The organism is Bradyrhizobium sp. AUGA SZCCT0160 (genome assembly GCF_018130105.1).
GTDB lineage: Bacteria > Pseudomonadota > Alphaproteobacteria > Rhizobiales > Xanthobacteraceae > Bradyrhizobium.
Genome location: NZ_JAFCMD010000001.1, coordinates 613711 through 630632, shown reverse-complemented (window position 1 = coordinate 630632; position 16922 = coordinate 613711). Strand labels below are relative to the sequence as shown.

Below are 16922 nucleotides of genomic sequence, written 5' to 3'. Positions count from 1 at the left end.
TTCATCACGCGTTGCCGGCTAAGCCTGTCAGGACGCCTCAATCAGGACGCTTTGGGCTTGAGACCCCATTTGTCGAGAATCTTGTCGAGGGCGCCATTGGCCTTGAGCTTGGCGAGCGAGGCGTTGATCTTGCCGAGCAGTTCCTGGTCGGTCTTGCGGACACCGATCGAGACCGTGCCGACGGTGACCGGCTTGTAGGAATCCACCAGCCGGACTTCGCCAAACGCGCCCTGCTTCAGATTGTAGGCGAGGATCGGGAAGTCGGCGAAGCCGGCCTTGAGGCGGCCCGCATTCACATCACGCAAAATATCCGGAATGGTGTCGTAGACCTTGACCTCGCTGAACAATCCCGTCTTCTTCAACGCATCGACGAAGGCCGTTCCGACCTGCGCGCCGACCACCTCGCCCTTCAGATCCTCCTGCGAGGCATAGTTCTTGGCGTCGGTCTTCGGCACCACGAGACCCTCGCCATAGGTGTAGACGGCCTCCGAGAAATCGATCACTTCCTTGCGCGCGGCGGTGGCGAACATCGCCGCCGAGATGATGTCGATCTTGTTCGACGTCAGCGACGGCACCAGCGCGGAGAATTGCATCGGTTCGATCTGGACCTGGAAGCCGGCGTCCTTGCCGATCTCCGTGATCAGATCGACCATCACGCCCTGAATGCTGTTGGACTTGGTTTCGAGGAAGGTGAAGGGCACGCCGGTCGGGGTCGAGCCCACCTTGAGCACCTGCTGCGCCGACAAAGGCGTGGCGGCGGCAAGGACGAGCGCCGCGGTCGCGGCCTGAACGAGACGTTTGAAAAGCATCGTACCCCTCAACTGTTTGGGCACCGGGCGGCGATGTGCCTCATCTCAACAAGCCAGTTGCAGGTTTCGCCGTCCAAGCCTATTTTCACAACCATGAAATTATGGACACATTGCCCGGAATTGCGCAAGCGGGATTTTCATACACATGAAGGACACGGTTTGACGTGAGCGGCGGCAAGCGCATGAGCAAGAAGGCCGTCAAGGCCGAGCCGGCGGTGGACGTCGCGGTCGGGCAGCGCATCCGTGAGTTGCGGCGAAGCCGCAAGCTGTCGCTCGAGACGATCGCCGCCCGCACCGATCTGTCGATCGGCTTTCTCAGCCAGATCGAACGCGGCCTCTCCTCGCCTTCGCTGCGGGTGCTGGCGACCATCGCCGACGTGCTGGGCGTCGGCATCGCCGGCCTATTCGGCGCCAAGGACGCCGCCGGAAGCGGCTCGGAAGCCATCGTCACCCGCGAACCGCAGCGCGCCGAGCTAAATTTGTGGCGCACCGGCATCTCCAAGCAGTTGCTCAGCCCGTCGGGTTCGGAAGGCCGTCTCAATCTGTTTCTGGTCCACATGGAGCCCGCCGGCAGCACCGGCGACGAATTGTATACCCATGACGGCGAGGAAGCCGGTCTGGTGCTCGAGGGTGAAATGAAACTCACCGTCGATGCCGAAAGCTGGACGCTCAAGACCGGCGACAGTTTCCGTTTCGCCAGCCGCCGCCCGCACCGCTTCAGTAATCCGTCCAGCAAGGCCAAGGCGGTGGTGCTGTGGGTGAATTGCGTCTCGGCGGTGTGATAGATCCGCCGTCATTGCGAGGAGCAAAGCGACCAAGCAATCCATTCTTCGTGCGCCGCAAGATGGATTGCTTCGCTTCGCTCGCAATGACGGGGATAGTGCGCCTTCACACAACGCTGTCATACCCCGCGCATGCGGGGTATCCAGTACGCCGCGGCCTCTCGGTTCTATCATCACCGTCTCTGGAATACTGGGTCGCCCGGTCAAGCCGGGCGATGACAGCTGGGTGTGCGTTTACGATCTCGCGACGCAAGGCGCCCGAGTCTTGCTGAAAATCTCCCGCCCTCCTTCAATTCAGAGGGCGCAGGGAATGCCGGATGCGCGCTGCACCCGCGGTCTCGTGTGCGATTGTGCTAAGAAAGCTGCACACGAGCATACAGGGCAGCGGAGAACATCCGACATTCCCTGCGCAGTGGCTTTACGGCTTATGACGCGCTCTCCCCGGTGAGACGGCCTCTATTGCCACCGTCGCCCCCCGGAAGCGTTGGCTCCCGAAAGGCTTGACGCCGTTACGGGCGCCAGGACCACACGCTTTCGCCGTACGCTTCAGCCGCGACCGTCAATCGCAACCTCGGCGTCCACCGCAACCCGCCCCTCGTTGTGACGATGGCCAACGCCCTCTGAGTGGGACGGGATGGCGATAGATGCGCACTGATTTGGGTCAGATGGAAAGAAAAATATTTTTGATTTGCAGAAATTTTGCACTTGACACGACTTCCGTAAATCGGAAGTGATTTGCCCGTCGGGTTGTTTTGTCGCACCCCGCTGTCATTGCGAGCCACCGAGTCGCAATGACGGGATGGACGGCTTTAAGCCCGCAGCCCGCAAATATCCGACGATCGAAAAATCCGGCGTGAGAGTCAGAAAGCGAACGGAAGCCCCGGCGTTAGTCAGTCATATCTTGATCAGGCAGGCGCGAGGCGGACATCCGCCGCAGCACCTTCGGGAAGCCGCCTCGAAGCTCCAAACGCAAATCCGATTGCTGTTGACGACCGTTCCGTTTGAAAGGATGAAAACACGTGAAAAATACCACTATGAAAGCCGAAGCAAACACCGATACGCCGAATGCGAAGGTCGAAACGAACGAAAAGAAAAACTTTGACGGCTCGCTTTTCACGATGCCGGGAATTTTCCGCGGGATCGCCGAGCAGAGCATGTCGCGGACAAAGGAAAGCTACGAGAAGTTACAGGCTGCCTCGGGGGAGATAGTCGACATTCTCAGCGAAACCTATTCGACCCACGCCAGGACCACCGCAGATTGCGGGATCAAGGTGATCGAGATCGCGGGCGCCAACACCAACTCCGCTTTCGATTTTCTCTCCAAACTCATGGACACGAAGTCGCTCTCGGAAATCGTGCAGTTGTCAGCCACGCAGAGCCGCAAGAACTTCGAAGCCACGTCCACGCAGAACAAGGAACTTTGGCAGCTCGCACAGAAAGTCGCGACCGAAACGGCCGAGCCGATCAAAAAGCGCCTCACCAGGGTCCTGCAGAAAGCCTCCTAAGACGAACTTCCCAGGCCGCCGGATCGGCTGGAACAAGCGCCTCCGCTGAGAAGGGGTGCGCCCAGCCGACGGCGAACGGACACGTTGCTGCGACACAACAGCCAAGGGAGAAACAAGATGGGTATCATCATGATCAAGTGCCCTCAAACGGGACGCGAGATCCCGACGGGCATCAAAGCGGATCGCGAAAAATTTCGATGCAGCGTGGTGTTCTTTGCGCGCACCTTCTGCTCACTCTGCAAAGCCAATCACGAATGGTTCGCTAGGGATGCCTGGGTCAAGGAAGCCTTGGTGTACGAGCCATGCGAGGTGGCTGACATCAATGGCCTCTTGGCCGCGGGCTAGTCCCATGCGTTCGCGGGTGCCGCTGGGCGACATCCACCTTGGCCAAAAGCGGATCTTGCGCGCGGACGATCTTGTGTAACGGCGGGATGCGAGGCTCCATTCCTTCAGGCGAAACGATGCTATCGATTCTGCGGCGCATGACCTCGTAGCACTCGCATGCCGCAGCTTCGAGCCGCGGTCTGTCAATCTCGATCAAGCCCCGCTGATTGGATCGGATGGCATGCGACTTCCGGAGCTTCTGCACGACATGCGTCACAGTCGTTCGACGTACGCCAAGCAACTCCGCAAGCGCCTCCTGCGTCAGCGGCAGGAAATCACCGTCGACCCGATCGTGGATGTGGAGCAACCACCGGGCCAGGCGGGCCTCGACCGAGTGCAGTGCGTTGCAGGCGGCCACATGCTGCAATTGCGCCAATAGCACCCTGGTGTAGATCTGGACCGCGTCTCTGATCGCGCCGCTGCGGCTGAGCGCCGCCTGAAATCTTGCCGGAGAAATTTGCAACGAGGTTCCGGCCACCCGGACGACCGCGGTGATCGGAGAGCGGGTAGGTCCCAGTGCGGACAGGATGCCCACGGCGCCCTCATTCCCGACGAGCGCGGTTGCCACCGTTTGTCCGTTTGGCATGTCCATGATGAACGCGATCGTCCCGCTGAGGGGGAAATAGATCTGTTCAACCTGGTCCCCCGATCGAAGCAGCACGACGTCACGCTCAGACGACACTTTGCGGAGGTAGGGCGCGAGCAAATCAAAATCTGCCGCCGGCAACGCGGCTAACAGTCGATTACCTACCCTGGTAGTGGGCTCCATCACGGGAAAACTCCTCCCTCGACGGACCGCGTCTCTGCGCAGACTACTCCTGGCACCAGCCTGCGCAAGTAGCAGATTGGGCCTAGGTTACCAGAACCTGCTGTGCCACATAAGGTTCCAGTAACCCGAATGCGCAGACCGATATCTCCATTTTCCCACACGGCCCCCGCATGTGCGGGCTACGCGCTAAGGGCGGCTTTTCCTGTCGTCATTGCGAGCCAAACGAAGCAATCCATAGCGCGGTTGGCGGAGGCATGGACGCAATGACGGCGAAGAGCACCGTCCCCTCACCCAAACCGGTGATCGTATCTCGTGAGCGCCAGCTCCTTCACATCGATATCCGGCTTGCGGCCCGAGAGCATGTCCGCGAGCACCCTCCCCGAACCGCACGCCATGGTCCAGCCGAGCGTGCCGTGGCCGGTGTTGAGATGCAGGTTAGCGTAGCGCGTCGGGCCGATCACCGGCGGACCGTCGGGGGTCATCGGCCGCAGGCCGCTCCAGAAGGTTGCCTTGCCGATGTCGCCGCCGCGCGGGAACAGATCGGTCAGCGAGTGATCGAGCGTCGCCCGCCGCGCCGCGTCGAGCTTATTGGAATAGCCTGAAATCTCCGCGGTGCCGCCGACGCGGATGCGGTCTCCCAGCCGCGTGACCGCGACCTTGTAGCTCTCGTCCATCACGGTCGACACCGGCGCACCGTCGGCATCGACCACCGGCACCGTGATCGAATAGCCTTTGACGGGATAGACCGGGACGGAAACACCGAGCGGTTTGAGCATCCGCGTCGACCAGCTTCCGAGGGCGGCGACATAGGTGTCGGCCTGCAACAAGCCTGCGCTGGTGACGACGCCGGTGATCCTGCCGCCGTCGGCGACCAGCCGCTCGATGGTGGTGTTGAATTTGAACTGCACGCCGAGCTTTGCGGCCTCCACGGCGAGCGCCTGCGTGAACATGTGGCAGTCGCCGGTCTCGTCCTGCGGCAGCCGCAAGCCACCGACAAACTTGTCCTTGACGGCCGACAGCGCCGGCTCCGCACCGATGCAGCCGTTGCGATCCAGCACCTCGTAGGGAACGCCGTATTGCTTGAGCACCGCGATATCGCCACCGGTGCTGTCGAGTTGCTTCTGCTTACGGAACAGTTGCAGCGTGCCGAGGCTACGCTCGTCATATTTGATGCCGATCTCGGCGCGCAGCGCGCGCAGGCAGTCGCGGCTGTATTCGGCGATCGGGATCATCCGGCGCTTGTTGATGGCGTACCGCTCTTCGGTGCAATTGCGCAGCATCTTCAGGCCCCAGATCCACATGACAGGATCGAGCTTGGGCCAGATCACCAGCGGGCCATGCCGCATCAGGAGCCATTTGATCGCCTTGACCGGCACGCCCGGCCCCGCCCATGGCGAGGAATAGCCGGGCGAGACCTCGCCTGCATTGGCAAAGCTGGTTTCAAGCGCGGGATGCGGCTGACGGTCGACGACCGTGACCTCATGGCCGGCTTTGGCGAGATAATAGGCTGACGTGACGCCGATGACGCCACTGCCGAGAATCAAAACTTTCACGATCCCTCATGCTTCTGCCGCGGCATCGTTCGATCACCGCACGATAGTCGATGCCGCAGTTGGAGCAAGGATCAGGCCACGCGCTTGATCGCGTCGCCGAGGATCGACACCATTTCGTCGATGTGGCTCTTCTCGACGATCAAAGGCGGTGACACCGCAAGGGAGTCGCCGCTCTGGCGCAGATAGAGGCCGTTGTTGAAGCAATCGACCATCAGATCATAGCCGCGCGCGCCCGGCGCGTCCTTGCGCGGCGCGACTTCGATGGCGCCCATCAGGCCGACATTGCGGATGTCGATCATGTTCGGCAGGCCCTTGAGCGAATGCAGACCTTCCTGCCAGTAATCGGCCATCGAGGCGCCGCGCGTCAGCAGCCCCTCGTCCTTGTAGATGTCGAGCGTCGCGATACCGGCCGCGCAGGCCACCGGATGCGCCGAATAGGTGTAGCCGTGGAACAGCTCGATCTGGGCCTGCGGCCCCGTCATCAGCGTGTCGTGAATCTTGCGGCTGGCGAACACCGCGCCGCAGGGAACGGTGCCGTTGGTGATGCCCTTGGCGGTCGTCATCATGTCAGGCGTGACGCCGAAATAATTGGCGGCGAACGGGGTGCCGAGGCGGCCGAAGCCGGTGATGACTTCGTCGAAGATCAGCAGGATGCCGTGCTTGTCGCACAGGGTGCGCAGCCGCTGCAGGTAGTTCTTCGGCGGCGGCAAAACTGCGGTCGAGCCGGGTACCGGCTCGACGATGACGGCGGCGATGGTCTCGGCGCCATGGAGCGCCACCAGCCGCTCGACATCGTCGGCAAGTTCGGCGCCGTGCTCGGGCTGGCCCTTGGCGAAGGCGTTGCGGGCGAGATCATGGGTGTGGCTGATATGGTCGACACCCGGCAGATGGGTCGCGAACGCGCGGCGGTTGTTCACCATGCCGCCGACCGACATGCCGCCGAAGCCGACGCCGTGGTAGCCGCGCTCGCGGCCGATCAGGCGCGTACGCGTCGGCTGGCCGGCCGCGCGCTGATAGGCCAGCGCGATCTTCAGCGCGGTATCGACCGATTCAGAGCCTGAATTGGTAAAAAAGATTCGATCGAGCCCGGTCGGCGCGATCTCGGCGAGGCGCTCGGCGAAGTCGAACGCCAAGGGATGGCCCATATTGAACGAGGGCGCGAAATCGAGGTTCATCAGCTGGCGCTCGACGGCAGCTGCGATTTCCTTGCGGCCGTGGCCGGCGTTGACGCACCAGAGGCCGGCGGAACCGTCGATCACCTTGCGGCCGTCGATGGTGGTGTAATGCATGCCCGAGGCGGAAGCGAACAGCCGCGGCTCGGCCTTGAACTGGCGGTTGGCCGTGAACGGCATCCAGAACGATTCGAGCTTCACGGTGTTGGGAATCTGGTGAATCGTCATGCGGCGCTCCTGTGCGGTTTCCCTACCCGACATCATGTTGATGATGTGCAGCAAGTCCTTTTCTGATACCATCCAAGCCATTGAATTTGCTGGGGGCGTTGGGTAGCATTCGTTCGATCCGCAACACACTCAACACCCCAAACCACTCCTTGAGGCTGCGATGAGCATAGATGTCGGCGAACGGTTACGCTTCGTCCGCGCCCGCAACAAGATATCGCAACGTGAACTCGCCAAGCGTTCGGGGGTGACCAACTCGACGATCTCGCTGATTGAATCCAACCAGATGAACCCGTCCGTCGGCGCGCTCAAGCGCATCCTCGACGGCATACCGATGGGGATGGCTGAATTCTTCGCGCTGGAGCCTGACCAGCCGCGCAAGGCGTTTTACCGCGCCGACGAATTGAGCGAGATCGGCAAGGGCAAGATTTCCTTTCGCCAGGTCGGCGACAATCTGTTCGGCCGGAGCTTGCAGATCCTGAAAGAGCGCTATGAGCCCGGCGGCGACACCGGACGCATTCCGCTGGTGCACGATGGGGAGGAAGGCGGCATCGTTCTGTCGGGCCGGCTGGAAGTGACTGTCGATAGCGAGCGCCGCATCCTCGGGCCCGGCGACGCCTATTATTTCGAGAGCCGCCGGCCGCACCGGTTTCGCTGCGTCGGCGCCAAGCCGTGCGAAGTGATCAGCGCCTGCACGCCGCCGACATTCTGAGAGAGCAACATCAATAGCTGGCGGCCATCAGCTTCAGGCGCGGGTAGAGTTTGTCGATCGCGACGATGTCGCTGCGCATTTGCGCAATGATCCAGTCCCTGATCTCGACGGCAACGGGGCGGATCGGCCGGTTGCGCGGCGTGACGAGTTCGCAGACCCGGCGCGTGCTGACGAGTTTCGCGGACGCCGGCACCAGCGCGCCGGTCAACAGCCAATGCGCGACGACCGTGATCCAGCCGAGCGTCACGCCCTGCCCGAGCAGCGCCGCCTGCACCACGACCGCGTAATCCGAAAAACTCAGCGCCTTGGCGGGACCGGATGCGCCGGTGAGCGCGCCCGGATATTGCCGCACCCAGTCTTCCGGCGTGTCGGCCAGCTTGATGATGGTGCGCCCTTCGGCAGCCTTGCGCGCAACATTGGTGTCGCGGTAGCCGGGGCTGCAGATCGGCAGCATGACTTCGTTCATCACAAGCGCCCCGTTGGTCTCGGGATCGTCCTGGTCGCGAAACCGCATGCCGACATCGACGTTCTCGACAGCGCCGCGCAGCGAGCCCGAGATCAGCTGGAACCGGAGGTCGACGTTCGGAAACGCGCGCTGCAGCTTGTCGATACGCGGCATCAGCCAATGGTTGGTGAAAGCCGAGGAGACCGACAGCGTGACGGTTTCGGTGCCCCGGCGCCGCCGCTCGATCTCGACCAGGCCGCTCTCGATGCTGCGAAAACCATCCGTTACGCGACGATACAGCAGCTCGCCCTCTTCCGTCAGGGTCGCGCCCCCGGCAGTGCGGTCGAACAGGCGGACCCCGAGATAGTCCTCGAACCGTCCCAGCATGCGGCTCACCGCCGGCTGGGTCACGTTCAGCTCGGCCGCGGCCGCCGTGAAGCTGCCGTTGCGCGCGGCGGCGTCGAAGACGAACAGCGCATTGCTGGAGGGCAGCATCCGGCGAAGCTCAGGCATAACCTCAGATTATGACGCAAGTGATAATTTGGCAATTGCCCGGCCGCCCTATTTTTGATTGCCTTGCCGATCAAGGAGGCCTGCCGGGAAGCGGAGCATTCCGAGCAAACCGCTGGGGGAGATTTGCCCCTGTCGCGCGGGAAGCGTCCGCCTATAAATTGAGATCATGCCAGTTCAACCCCCTTGGCCTTGCGGCAGGGGCGCCGGGAAGCCGCATTCATGCGGCCAGCGGCGAAGCGCAACAGGAAGGTCGTTCATTGGGCAGCGGTGGCGAAAGCGTCGAAATCAAATCCGCGAGTAAGCACTATGGCGCCGTCGTGGCGCTCGACAATGTCACGCTGAGCGTCGCGCCGCGCGAATTCGTCTCGCTGCTCGGGCCATCCGGATCCGGCAAGACCACGCTCCTGGGCCTGCTCGGCGGCTTCATCCAGCCGACTTCTGGTTCGATCCATTTCGGCGAGCGCGACGTCACGCTGGAGCCGCCGCACAAGCGCAACATCGGCGTCGTGTTCCAGAATTACGCGCTGTTTCCGCATATGAGCGTCGGCGAGAACGTCGCCTTCCCGCTGCGCGCGCGGCGGCTGCCGAAGGCCGATTGGCCGGCGAAAGTCCGCGGCGCGCTCGCCATGGTCGGCCTCGCCGGTTACGAGGAACGCGGCGTGGCGCAGCTCTCCGGCGGCCAGCGCCAGCGCGTGGCGCTGGCACGCGCGATGATCTTCGAGCCGCGTTTGATCCTGATGGACGAGCCCCTTTCCGCGCTCGACAAGCAGTTGCGGGAATCGATGCAGATCGAGCTGCGCCAGCTCCACAAGCGCATCGGCGCCACCATCATCTACGTCACCCACGACCAGCGCGAGGCGCTGACGATGAGCGACCGCGTCGCCATTCTCAGGGATGGCCGCCTGATCCAGATCGACCAGCCCGCGCGGCTGCACGATCATCCGGCGGATTCCTTTGTCGCCAGTTTCATCGGCGAGGCCAGCCTGCTGCCGGTCCGCCGCATCGATGCCGGCAGCGTTGCGCTCGGTCCCGCCACCCTGCGCAGCGCGAGGGCGATCCCGAATGGCGATGCGCTGATGCTGGCGGTGCACAGTGAAAAGCTCCTGATCGCCGACGGCGTTGATGACGCCGCGCTCAACCGCCTGACCGGCACCGTCACCGACGTCGTCTACCAGGGCGAAAGCCTGCGCATTTTCATCGCCCTGCCCGACGGCACCGCGCTCAGCCTGCGCCAGCCCAGCCATCACGAAGCCTATCGCCGCATCCCGCCGGTCGGCGGCCCCCTCACCGTGACCCTCCATCCGGAGGACACCATCATCGTACCGAAGGCCGCGGAATGAACGTCCACCAGCAACGCAGTCCCAACACCAGAGAAGAAACGCCCATGTCGTTCAGCAATTTCAAGGTTCTCACTTTCGATGTCGTCGGCACCCTGATCGACTTCGAAACCGGCGTGCTCGACGCCGTCCGCAAGATATCCGGAAGGAGCGCCGCTGAACTCAGCGACGACAAGATCTTTGCCTCCTACAAGCGCGGGCGCGATGCGCATCCGGAGCGCTCCAGCGAAGTGATGTTCGACGTCTACCGCTATCTCGCCAAGGAACTCGGCCTCCCCGCTGACGATGCGGCCTGCGATTCCTTCCAGCTCGCGGTGCTGCGCTGGCAGCCGTTTTCGGATTCGGTCGAGGCGCTGAAGCGCCTGCGCACCAAATTCCGGCTGGTGGCGATGACCAATGCCGATCGTGTCGCGCTGTCCTGCTACGCCCACGCGCTCGGCGACCCCTTCGATGACACCGTCTGCGCCGACGAGACCGGCGTCGCCAAGCCGAACCCGGAATTCTTCGCCTACAACAAAGGCCGGCAATCGGCCTTCGGCTACAAGCAGTCCGACATCCTGCATGTCGCGCAGAGCCAGCACCACGACATCGGGATCGCGCGAAAACTCGGCTATAAAGTGTGCTGGATCGAGCGCCGCCAGGGCATGGCGGGATTCGGCGGCACGCCCGAAGTGCCCGTGCTGACAAAACCCGATTTTCATTTCGCCACCATGAAAGCCTTCGCCGACGCGGCGGTCGGGCACTGAGGGGCACGCGGCGATGGCTGAGGTCTGGACCCCAATGGCATCGGCGAACTCGCTATGGGCGAGCACGGCGACGCCGTTGCGGACCTTTCCCGTGCTGTCGGGCGAGGTTCAGGCCGACGTCGTGATCATCGGCGCCGGCTATACCGGGCTCTCCGCCGCGCATCATATCGCCAAGAGCGGCTTCGTGCCTGTCGTGCTGGAGGCCAACCGTCCCGGCTGGGGCGCCAGCGGACGCAATGGCGGCGTCATCACCGCAAAATTCCGGCAATCGTTCCGCGGCATCGATGCGGCCCACGGCCGCGCGATGGCCAAGCGCATGTACGAGATCGCGTATGAATCGACCGAGATCGTCGAGGAACTGGTTTCGGAATTCGGCATCACCGCCGCGCGGCTGACGCGAACCGGACAGGTCAAGGCCGCGCACAACCACGCGACACTTAAGGCTGCGATCGACGAAGCCGAATGGATGAAGCGCGAGATGGGCGATGCGGAGGTCCGGATCCTCAACGCCGATGAAGTGCGCGAGGAAACCGGCTCGCAGGCGTTCGTCGGCGGCGTGCTCAATCCGGGTTCCGGCGGCATCCATCCGCTGAATTATCTGCATGGCCTGGCCGAAGGGATCGCGGCGCGCGGTGTCGCGATCTATCAGGAAAGCCCGGCGCTGCGGATACGGCGCGAGAACGGGCTTTCCATTGTCGAAACACCCGAAGGCGCGGTGCGCGCGCGGCAAGTCATCATCGCCACCAACAGCTATTCCGACCTGACCGACGCGACGCGCCATATGCAGCACACCCTGGTGCCGTTCCGCAGCGCCATTATCGCTACAGACCGGTTGCCGCATAACCTCGCCGGCAGCCTGATGCCATCAGGGCGAACCTATACCGAGACCAAGCGGATGATGCGCTGGTTCCGCATGGTCGACGATCGCGTGATCTTCGGCGGCCGCGGCGCCTTCGGCAAACAGGATTCGGAAGCTGCGTTCGACGCGCTGCGCAAGGCCATGGTCGGCATCTTCCCGGAACTGAACGACACGCCGCTGGCATTCAAATGGTCGGGCCTCGTCGGCATGACGCTGGATTCGATGCCGCATATCGGCCGGCTCGACGACTACACCCTGTTCTCGATGGGCTACAACGGCGTCGGGGTCGCGATGTCCAGCCTGATGGGGCGTTATCTCGCGGCCTTCGTGCGCGGCGAACAGCCTGAGGTCGGCCTGCTCGATGCCAGCCGCCTCAAGGTCATTCCATTTTATCCGCTGCGTGAACCGGCCGTCCGAATGGTCGCCGGCTGGTACCAGTTTTTGGACGCGATCGGGCAATAGCAACGCAAAGGCCCGGTCATAACAGGAGGGAACGGAAGATGGCAGTTGCATCCAACACAGGACTACGCGCGCTGTTCGGCGCAGCGCTCGGGCTTTTGGCGTCAACCAGCATTGCGGCCAACGCCGCCGAGCAGATCACCTTCGTGTCGCAGGGCGGCGCCTATCAGAAGGCGCAGACGGTTGCGATCCTCGATCCCTCGGCCAAGAAGCTCGGCATCACCATCAACCAGGACAGCATTCCCGATGCCTGGCCGGTGATCAAATCGCAGGTCGCCAGCGGCAAGCCGATCTGGGACGTGGTCGACGTGCCGACCGGCTATTGCCTGCGCGGCGGCGAACAGGGACTGATCGAAAAACTCGATTTCTCGAAGATCCCCAACGCGGCCGCGATGCCGGAAGCCTATCGCAACGCCTATTCGGTGGCGTACGAGTTCTATTCGAGCGTGCTGGCCTACAGCCAGAAGAAATATCCTGATGGAGCTGCGCCCAATAGCTGGGCCGACTTCTGGGACGTGAAGAAATTCCCCGGCCGCCGCGCGCTGCGCAACCACCCCATTGCGACGCTGGAAGCAGCGCTGATGGCCGATGGCGTCGCGCCCGACAAGCTCTATCCGCTCGACGTCGACCGCGCCTTCAAGAAGCTCGAGGAGATCAAGCCCAACATCACGGTGTGGTGGACCTCGGGCGCGCAATCGGCGCAGCTCTTGAACGACGGCGAGGTCGACATGGTGATGGCCTGGAACGGCCGCGTCAGCGCGCTGACCAAGGAAGGCGCCAAGGTCGCCTATACCTATAATCAGGGCATCCTGCAGAGCACCTCGCTGTGCATCCTCAAGGGCGCGCCGAACCTGGCGACGGCGGTCAAGTTCCTCAACGAGGCGGTCGATCCCGTGCATCAGGCCAATCTGCCGCTGCACATCGATTACGGCCCGGCGAACCCGAAGGCGTTCGATACCGGCGTGGTCAAGCCGGAGCGCGTCGCGCAGCTGCCGAGCGCACCCGACAACGCCAAGAAGCAGGCGCTGATGTCCTATGCGTGGTGGGCGTCGCCGGACGGCGAAGCCGCCGAGAAGCGCTGGGTCTCGTTCGTGCAGAAATAGGCGAAAATGATCCGGAGCGGGGTTCGGCACCCCGCTCCAGCCATCCGGCCATGACAGGAAAACCGCATTGATCCATTCCACACCAGACCTCTCGTTGCGCCACCATCGCCGCGAACAGGGCCTGATGCTGGCATTGGCGTCGCCGGCGCTGCTGGTGATCCTGCTCTTGATCGTACTCCCGGTAGGCTGGCTCGCCTGGCAGTCGATCTATCATGACGGCTTCACGCTGGAGAACTACCGCCGCATCTTCAGCGAAGCCATCTACTGGCGCAGCTTCTCGCTGACCTTCCAGATCAGCCTGCTGGTAACCGTGCTGGCGCTGCTGCTCGGCTATCCCATCGCCTATGCCGCGAGCGTGGTGCCGAAGGGATGGAGCGTATTGATTCTCGCGCTGGTGATCCTGCCGTTCTGGACCAGCGTCCTGGTGCGCGCCTATGCCTGGCTGGCGCTGCTGCAGCGCACCGGGGTGGTCAATCAGTTCCTGCAATATCTCGGGATTATCGACGAGCCGCTGGCGCTGGTGCACAACACGTTCGGCACCGTCGTGGCCACCGTGCATATCCTGCTGCCGTTCATGGTGCTGCCGCTCTACGCCACCATGCAGAAGATCCCGCACGATTTGATGCAGGCGGGCGCCAGCCTCGGCGGCAGTCCGTCGCATACATTCTGGCGGATCTTCCTGCCGCTGTCGCTGCCCGGCGTGCTCGCCGGCACCACGCTGGTGTTCGTGCTGTGCCTCGGTTTCTACATCACGCCGGAACTGCTCGGCGGCGGCCGCACCGTGATGGTGTCGCTGCTGGTCAGCCGCAACGTCGAGCTCTACGACCAATGGGGCGCCGCAAGCGCCGTCGGCGTGGTGCTGCTGGTCAGCGTTCTCGTCATTTTCCTCATCGTCGGCCGGTTCATCCCGCTCGACCGCATCCTGGGGCAAAAATGAAGACGTTCTCGCTCCCCCGCATCGTCTTCGTCGTGTTCTGCGCACTGGTGCTGCTGTACCTGATCCTGCCGGTGCTGATCATCGTGCCGATGTCGTTTTCGAGCACCCGCTTCCTGACCTTCCCGCCGCCATCGCTGTCGCTGCGCTGGTACGAGGAGTATATCGGCAATGCGGCCTGGATGCAGGCGACCCGCGTCACGTTTGCTGTGGCCGCCCTCACCGTCCTGATTGCAACGCCGCTCGGCGTCGCCGCGGCCTACGCCATCAGCAATTCGAAAATGCGCCTCATGCGCATTGTCCACATGATGCTGATGCTGCCACTGGTGGTGCCGATCATCATCACGGCGGTCGGCATCTTCTTCGTCTATGCCAAAGTTGGACTGGTGGCGACGATGTCGGGACTGGTGCTCGCCAATGTCATGCTCGGCCTGCCCTATGTCATCACGTCGGTGGTGGCGGGGCTGCAGAGTTTCGATCCGGCGCAAGAGATGGTGGCGCGCAGCCTCGGCATGAACCGATTGCGCAGCTTTTTCGCCGTCACGCTGCCGCAGATCAAGGCGAGCGTGCTGACCGGCGCGATCTTCGCCTTCATCTCGGCGATGGACGAGACGGTGGTCGGCCTGTTCATATCAGGCGGCCAATACCAGCCGCTGACAAAACGGATGTTCACCGCGCTGCGCGACGAGATTGATCCGACGATAGCCGCGATCAGCACGCTGATGACCGCGGCCTCGTTCCTGCTGGTGCTGATCGCCAGCACCCGGCAGAAGAAGAGCGGCTGACTGCGTGAGGTCGGCCGTCGCCGTTAGCGTTTCGGCGGGTGCGAGAAGACCATCGACATATCCTCGAACTCCTCGATCGGGAGCTTGTTCGCGGCGGTCGAAGAGGAATGTTGCGGCGATGACACCAGACCGGTTGTCCCGGTGGCGCGATGGCCCCATAGCGAATGCGAGGGCAGCATGGTGATCGCGGCGGCAAGAATGGCGACTGCAATGAATCCAGAAAGCATCAAACGGTTCATGGCAAACCTCCGTTAGGAGAAGCCCACCCCACGTGTCCCTTAGCGTGAAGCCCGACGCGCGGATGTGAACTGCGTCACAGACGGCGTTCACGCTTTCTCTAGCGCACCCTGACGCGCTCGGGGAATTGTACCAAGACGGCACGGTCGTGTTCGAAGCCGATGGACTGCACTGGGCCCCGTTACCGTCAGCGCCATGGCAGATTTCACTGAGGGACGAGATCAAGGTTCCGGCCTTGTTGCCAAACAAGGATCTAGGAGGATGTGATCGGCATCGCGCCGTCGGTATCCGCCCATCACGATAATCCTGTCACCGGTCTCCATGCCATTGGACTGGTAGGTCACGCACATAATCCGGACATCGGGTGGAGAACACAGCACGAGATACCACAACACTCCATCTGTCTTTACCGCCGTGAGACTGCCGGCTACGGAAAGATCGATCCGGTAGTCGAGCTCCGGAACGCCATCCGACATCGGCCTCACCTCTCTGCACTCGGCGGCCATCCGCGCAGGCTGGTCCGCCTCCGAGAATGCGGGCCGCCTGGTGAACATCCGGTCCGACGCAAGCGATGGAACCGAACTCGGCATCACAAGGCATATGGCGACGACGGCTATCGATAGTGCGCCGGTCGTTTTCGCGGAGAGATTTGCCGGCATTCCGCACCTAGCCCGGTCTCATCGCCGCGACGGCGCGCGCGATCGAAGCTATGGTGGCGTTTTGTTGCGCGCTGGGAACGTTGGCGCCTGTCAGATAGGCCGCGACGATGATAGGGGCGCCGTCGGGAGGCCACACCACGGCAACGTCATTGTTCGTGCCGTGGTCGCCGGCGCCGGTCTTGTCGCCGACACGCCAGCCTTTCGCAAACCCTGCGCGCAATCGTGTTTCGCCGGTCTTGTTGGCAACCAGCCATGCCGTCAGTTGCTCGCGCGACGCAGCCGATAGCGCCCCGGTCCCAAGGACAAGTTTCTCGAAATTCGAGGCCATCGCATTCGGTGTCGTGGTATCGCGGGGATCGTCGGGCAGCGCCTGGTTGAGCGAAGGTTCGTCCCGGTCCAGCCGCGTGACCTGATCGCCGAGCCCGCGCGCGAAGGCCGTCAGCCCCGGAGGTCCGCCGATGCTGGCGAGCAGCAGGTTGCCGGCCGTGTTGTCGCTCCGTGTCATCGCCGCGTCGCAGATTTCAGCGAGCGTCATGCCGTCGCCCCCGACGTGCTTTTCGGTCACCGGTGAGTACACCACGATTGCGGATGCGTCGAAGGTTATGCGCCGCGTCAATTGCTCCTTCCCGGCATCCACCCGCGCCAGCACTGCCGCGGCCGCCAGCGCCTTGAAGGTGCTGCACATCGGGAAACGCTCGTCGCCCCGGTGGACATGACGCGCACCGGTTGCCGTTTCCAGCACACAAACACCGAGCCGGCCACCGCTCTCGCTCTCCAGACGCTTGATCTCGGCGATCAGTCGTTGATCCGCGGCCGCTGCGCGTGCCGCTTTTGGTAAGCCGCCCAGATCAGCGGCTATCAGTGCTGCGCCGAAGCCAAGGTGAAACTGTCTCCTGCTGATCATTTCGAATCCCTCCGGGTTGCGGCAGGAACG

18 protein-coding genes are annotated in these 16922 nt (G+C 63.0%); 10 read left to right on the top strand and 8 right to left on the bottom strand.

What is annotated here, in order from left to right:
* Positions 1-41: 41 nt before the first annotated feature.
* Positions 42-809: an ABC transporter substrate-binding protein gene (locus JQ558_RS02995; RefSeq protein WP_212276007.1), complete on the bottom strand. Its 768-nt coding sequence runs from the start codon at positions 807-809 to the stop codon at positions 42-44.
* A gap of 182 nt (positions 810-991) precedes the next feature.
* Here JQ558_RS02995 and JQ558_RS02990 point away from each other — a divergent pair, with 182 nt between their 5' ends.
* The 3 genes from JQ558_RS02990 (at position 992) to JQ558_RS02980 (ending at position 3441) form a co-directional block, all read left to right on the top strand.
* On the top strand, positions 992-1591 hold the full coding sequence (locus JQ558_RS02990; protein ID WP_212292783.1) for a cupin domain-containing protein: 600 nt from the start codon (positions 992-994) through the stop codon (positions 1589-1591).
* Between the two features lie 1034 nt (positions 1592-2625).
* Positions 2626-3096 carry a phasin gene (locus JQ558_RS02985; RefSeq protein ID WP_249119017.1) on the top strand — a complete coding sequence of 157 codons (471 nt, stop codon included), beginning with the start codon at positions 2626-2628 and terminating at the stop codon, positions 3094-3096.
* 117 nt (positions 3097-3213) lie between these two features.
* Complete coding sequence (locus JQ558_RS02980) at positions 3214-3441, top strand: hypothetical protein (RefSeq protein WP_212292782.1); 228 nt, start codon at positions 3214-3216, stop codon at positions 3439-3441.
* Here the strand turns inward: JQ558_RS02980 and JQ558_RS02975 are convergent.
* The 3 genes from JQ558_RS02975 to JQ558_RS02965 all read right to left on the bottom strand — a co-directional run bounded on the left by JQ558_RS02975 (position 3416) and on the right by JQ558_RS02965 (position 7202).
* Entirely contained in the window at positions 3416-4249 is an 834-nt protein-coding gene (locus JQ558_RS02975; protein WP_212292893.1) for a Crp/Fnr family transcriptional regulator, read from the bottom strand. The two genes, JQ558_RS02980 and JQ558_RS02975, sit on opposite strands and share 26 nt — an antisense overlap.
* Before the next feature lie 287 nt (positions 4250-4536).
* Positions 4537-5802 carry a D-amino acid dehydrogenase gene (locus JQ558_RS02970; RefSeq protein WP_212276102.1) on the bottom strand — a complete coding sequence of 422 codons (1266 nt, stop codon included), beginning with the start codon at positions 5800-5802 and terminating at the stop codon, positions 4537-4539.
* 71 nt (positions 5803-5873) lie between these two features.
* Positions 5874-7202, bottom strand: coding sequence for an aspartate aminotransferase family protein (locus JQ558_RS02965; RefSeq protein WP_212205731.1), 1329 nt, complete (start codon positions 7200-7202; stop codon positions 5874-5876).
* A 160-nt stretch (positions 7203-7362) separates the two neighbouring features.
* On the opposite strand from JQ558_RS02965, the gene JQ558_RS02960 reads away from it, so the two are divergent.
* Positions 7363-7911, top strand: a complete 549-nt coding sequence (locus JQ558_RS02960) for a cupin domain-containing protein (protein ID WP_212205729.1) — start codon at positions 7363-7365, stop codon at positions 7909-7911.
* A 10-nt stretch (positions 7912-7921) separates the two neighbouring features.
* Here JQ558_RS02960 and JQ558_RS02955 read toward each other — a convergent pair whose 3' ends face one another.
* Positions 7922-8869, bottom strand: coding sequence for a LysR family transcriptional regulator (locus tag JQ558_RS02955; protein WP_212292781.1), 948 nt, complete (start codon positions 8867-8869; stop codon positions 7922-7924).
* Between the two features lie 257 nt (positions 8870-9126).
* Here JQ558_RS02955 and JQ558_RS02950 point away from each other — a divergent pair, with 257 nt between their 5' ends.
* From JQ558_RS02950 to JQ558_RS02925, 6 genes are all read left to right on the top strand, one after another.
* Positions 9127-10209, top strand: a complete 1083-nt coding sequence (locus tag JQ558_RS02950) for an ABC transporter ATP-binding protein (protein ID WP_212292780.1) — start codon at positions 9127-9129, stop codon at positions 10207-10209.
* Positions 10210-10253: 44 nt separating this feature from the next.
* Positions 10254-10952, top strand: coding sequence for an HAD family hydrolase (locus JQ558_RS02945; RefSeq protein WP_212205723.1), 699 nt, complete (start codon positions 10254-10256; stop codon positions 10950-10952).
* Between the two features lie 13 nt (positions 10953-10965).
* On the top strand, positions 10966-12273 hold the full coding sequence (locus JQ558_RS02940) for an FAD-binding oxidoreductase (protein ID WP_212292779.1): 1308 nt from the start codon (positions 10966-10968) through the stop codon (positions 12271-12273).
* Positions 12274-12311: 38 nt separating this feature from the next.
* On the top strand, positions 12312-13373 hold the full coding sequence (locus JQ558_RS02935) for an ABC transporter substrate-binding protein (RefSeq protein WP_212276106.1): 1062 nt from the start codon (positions 12312-12314) through the stop codon (positions 13371-13373).
* Positions 13374-13497: 124 nt separating this feature from the next.
* The gene (locus JQ558_RS02930) at positions 13498-14310 is read left to right on the top strand and encodes an ABC transporter permease (RefSeq protein ID WP_212276141.1); all 813 of its coding nucleotides are present in this window, start codon (positions 13498-13500) and stop codon (positions 14308-14310) included.
* A complete protein-coding gene (locus JQ558_RS02925) occupies positions 14307-15092 on the top strand; it encodes an ABC transporter permease (protein ID WP_212205717.1) in 786 nt (261 codons plus the stop codon). Before JQ558_RS02930 ends, JQ558_RS02925 begins: the two co-directional genes overlap by 4 nt.
* A gap of 23 nt (positions 15093-15115) precedes the next feature.
* On the opposite strand, the gene JQ558_RS02920 is transcribed toward JQ558_RS02925, so the two are convergent.
* The 3 genes from JQ558_RS02920 to bla all read right to left on the bottom strand — a co-directional run bounded on the left by JQ558_RS02920 (position 15116) and on the right by bla (position 16892).
* Positions 15116-15331, bottom strand: coding sequence for a hypothetical protein (locus JQ558_RS02920; RefSeq protein ID WP_212205715.1), 216 nt, complete (start codon positions 15329-15331; stop codon positions 15116-15118).
* A 219-nt stretch (positions 15332-15550) separates the two neighbouring features.
* Positions 15551-15805 (bottom strand): hypothetical protein, encoded by a 255-nt coding sequence (locus JQ558_RS02915; protein ID WP_212292778.1) that lies wholly within the window; start codon positions 15803-15805, stop codon positions 15551-15553.
* Between the two features lie 190 nt (positions 15806-15995).
* Positions 15996-16892, bottom strand: a complete 897-nt coding sequence (gene bla, locus JQ558_RS02910) for a class A beta-lactamase (protein WP_212292777.1) — start codon at positions 16890-16892, stop codon at positions 15996-15998.
* Positions 16893-16922 lie beyond the last annotated feature (30 nt).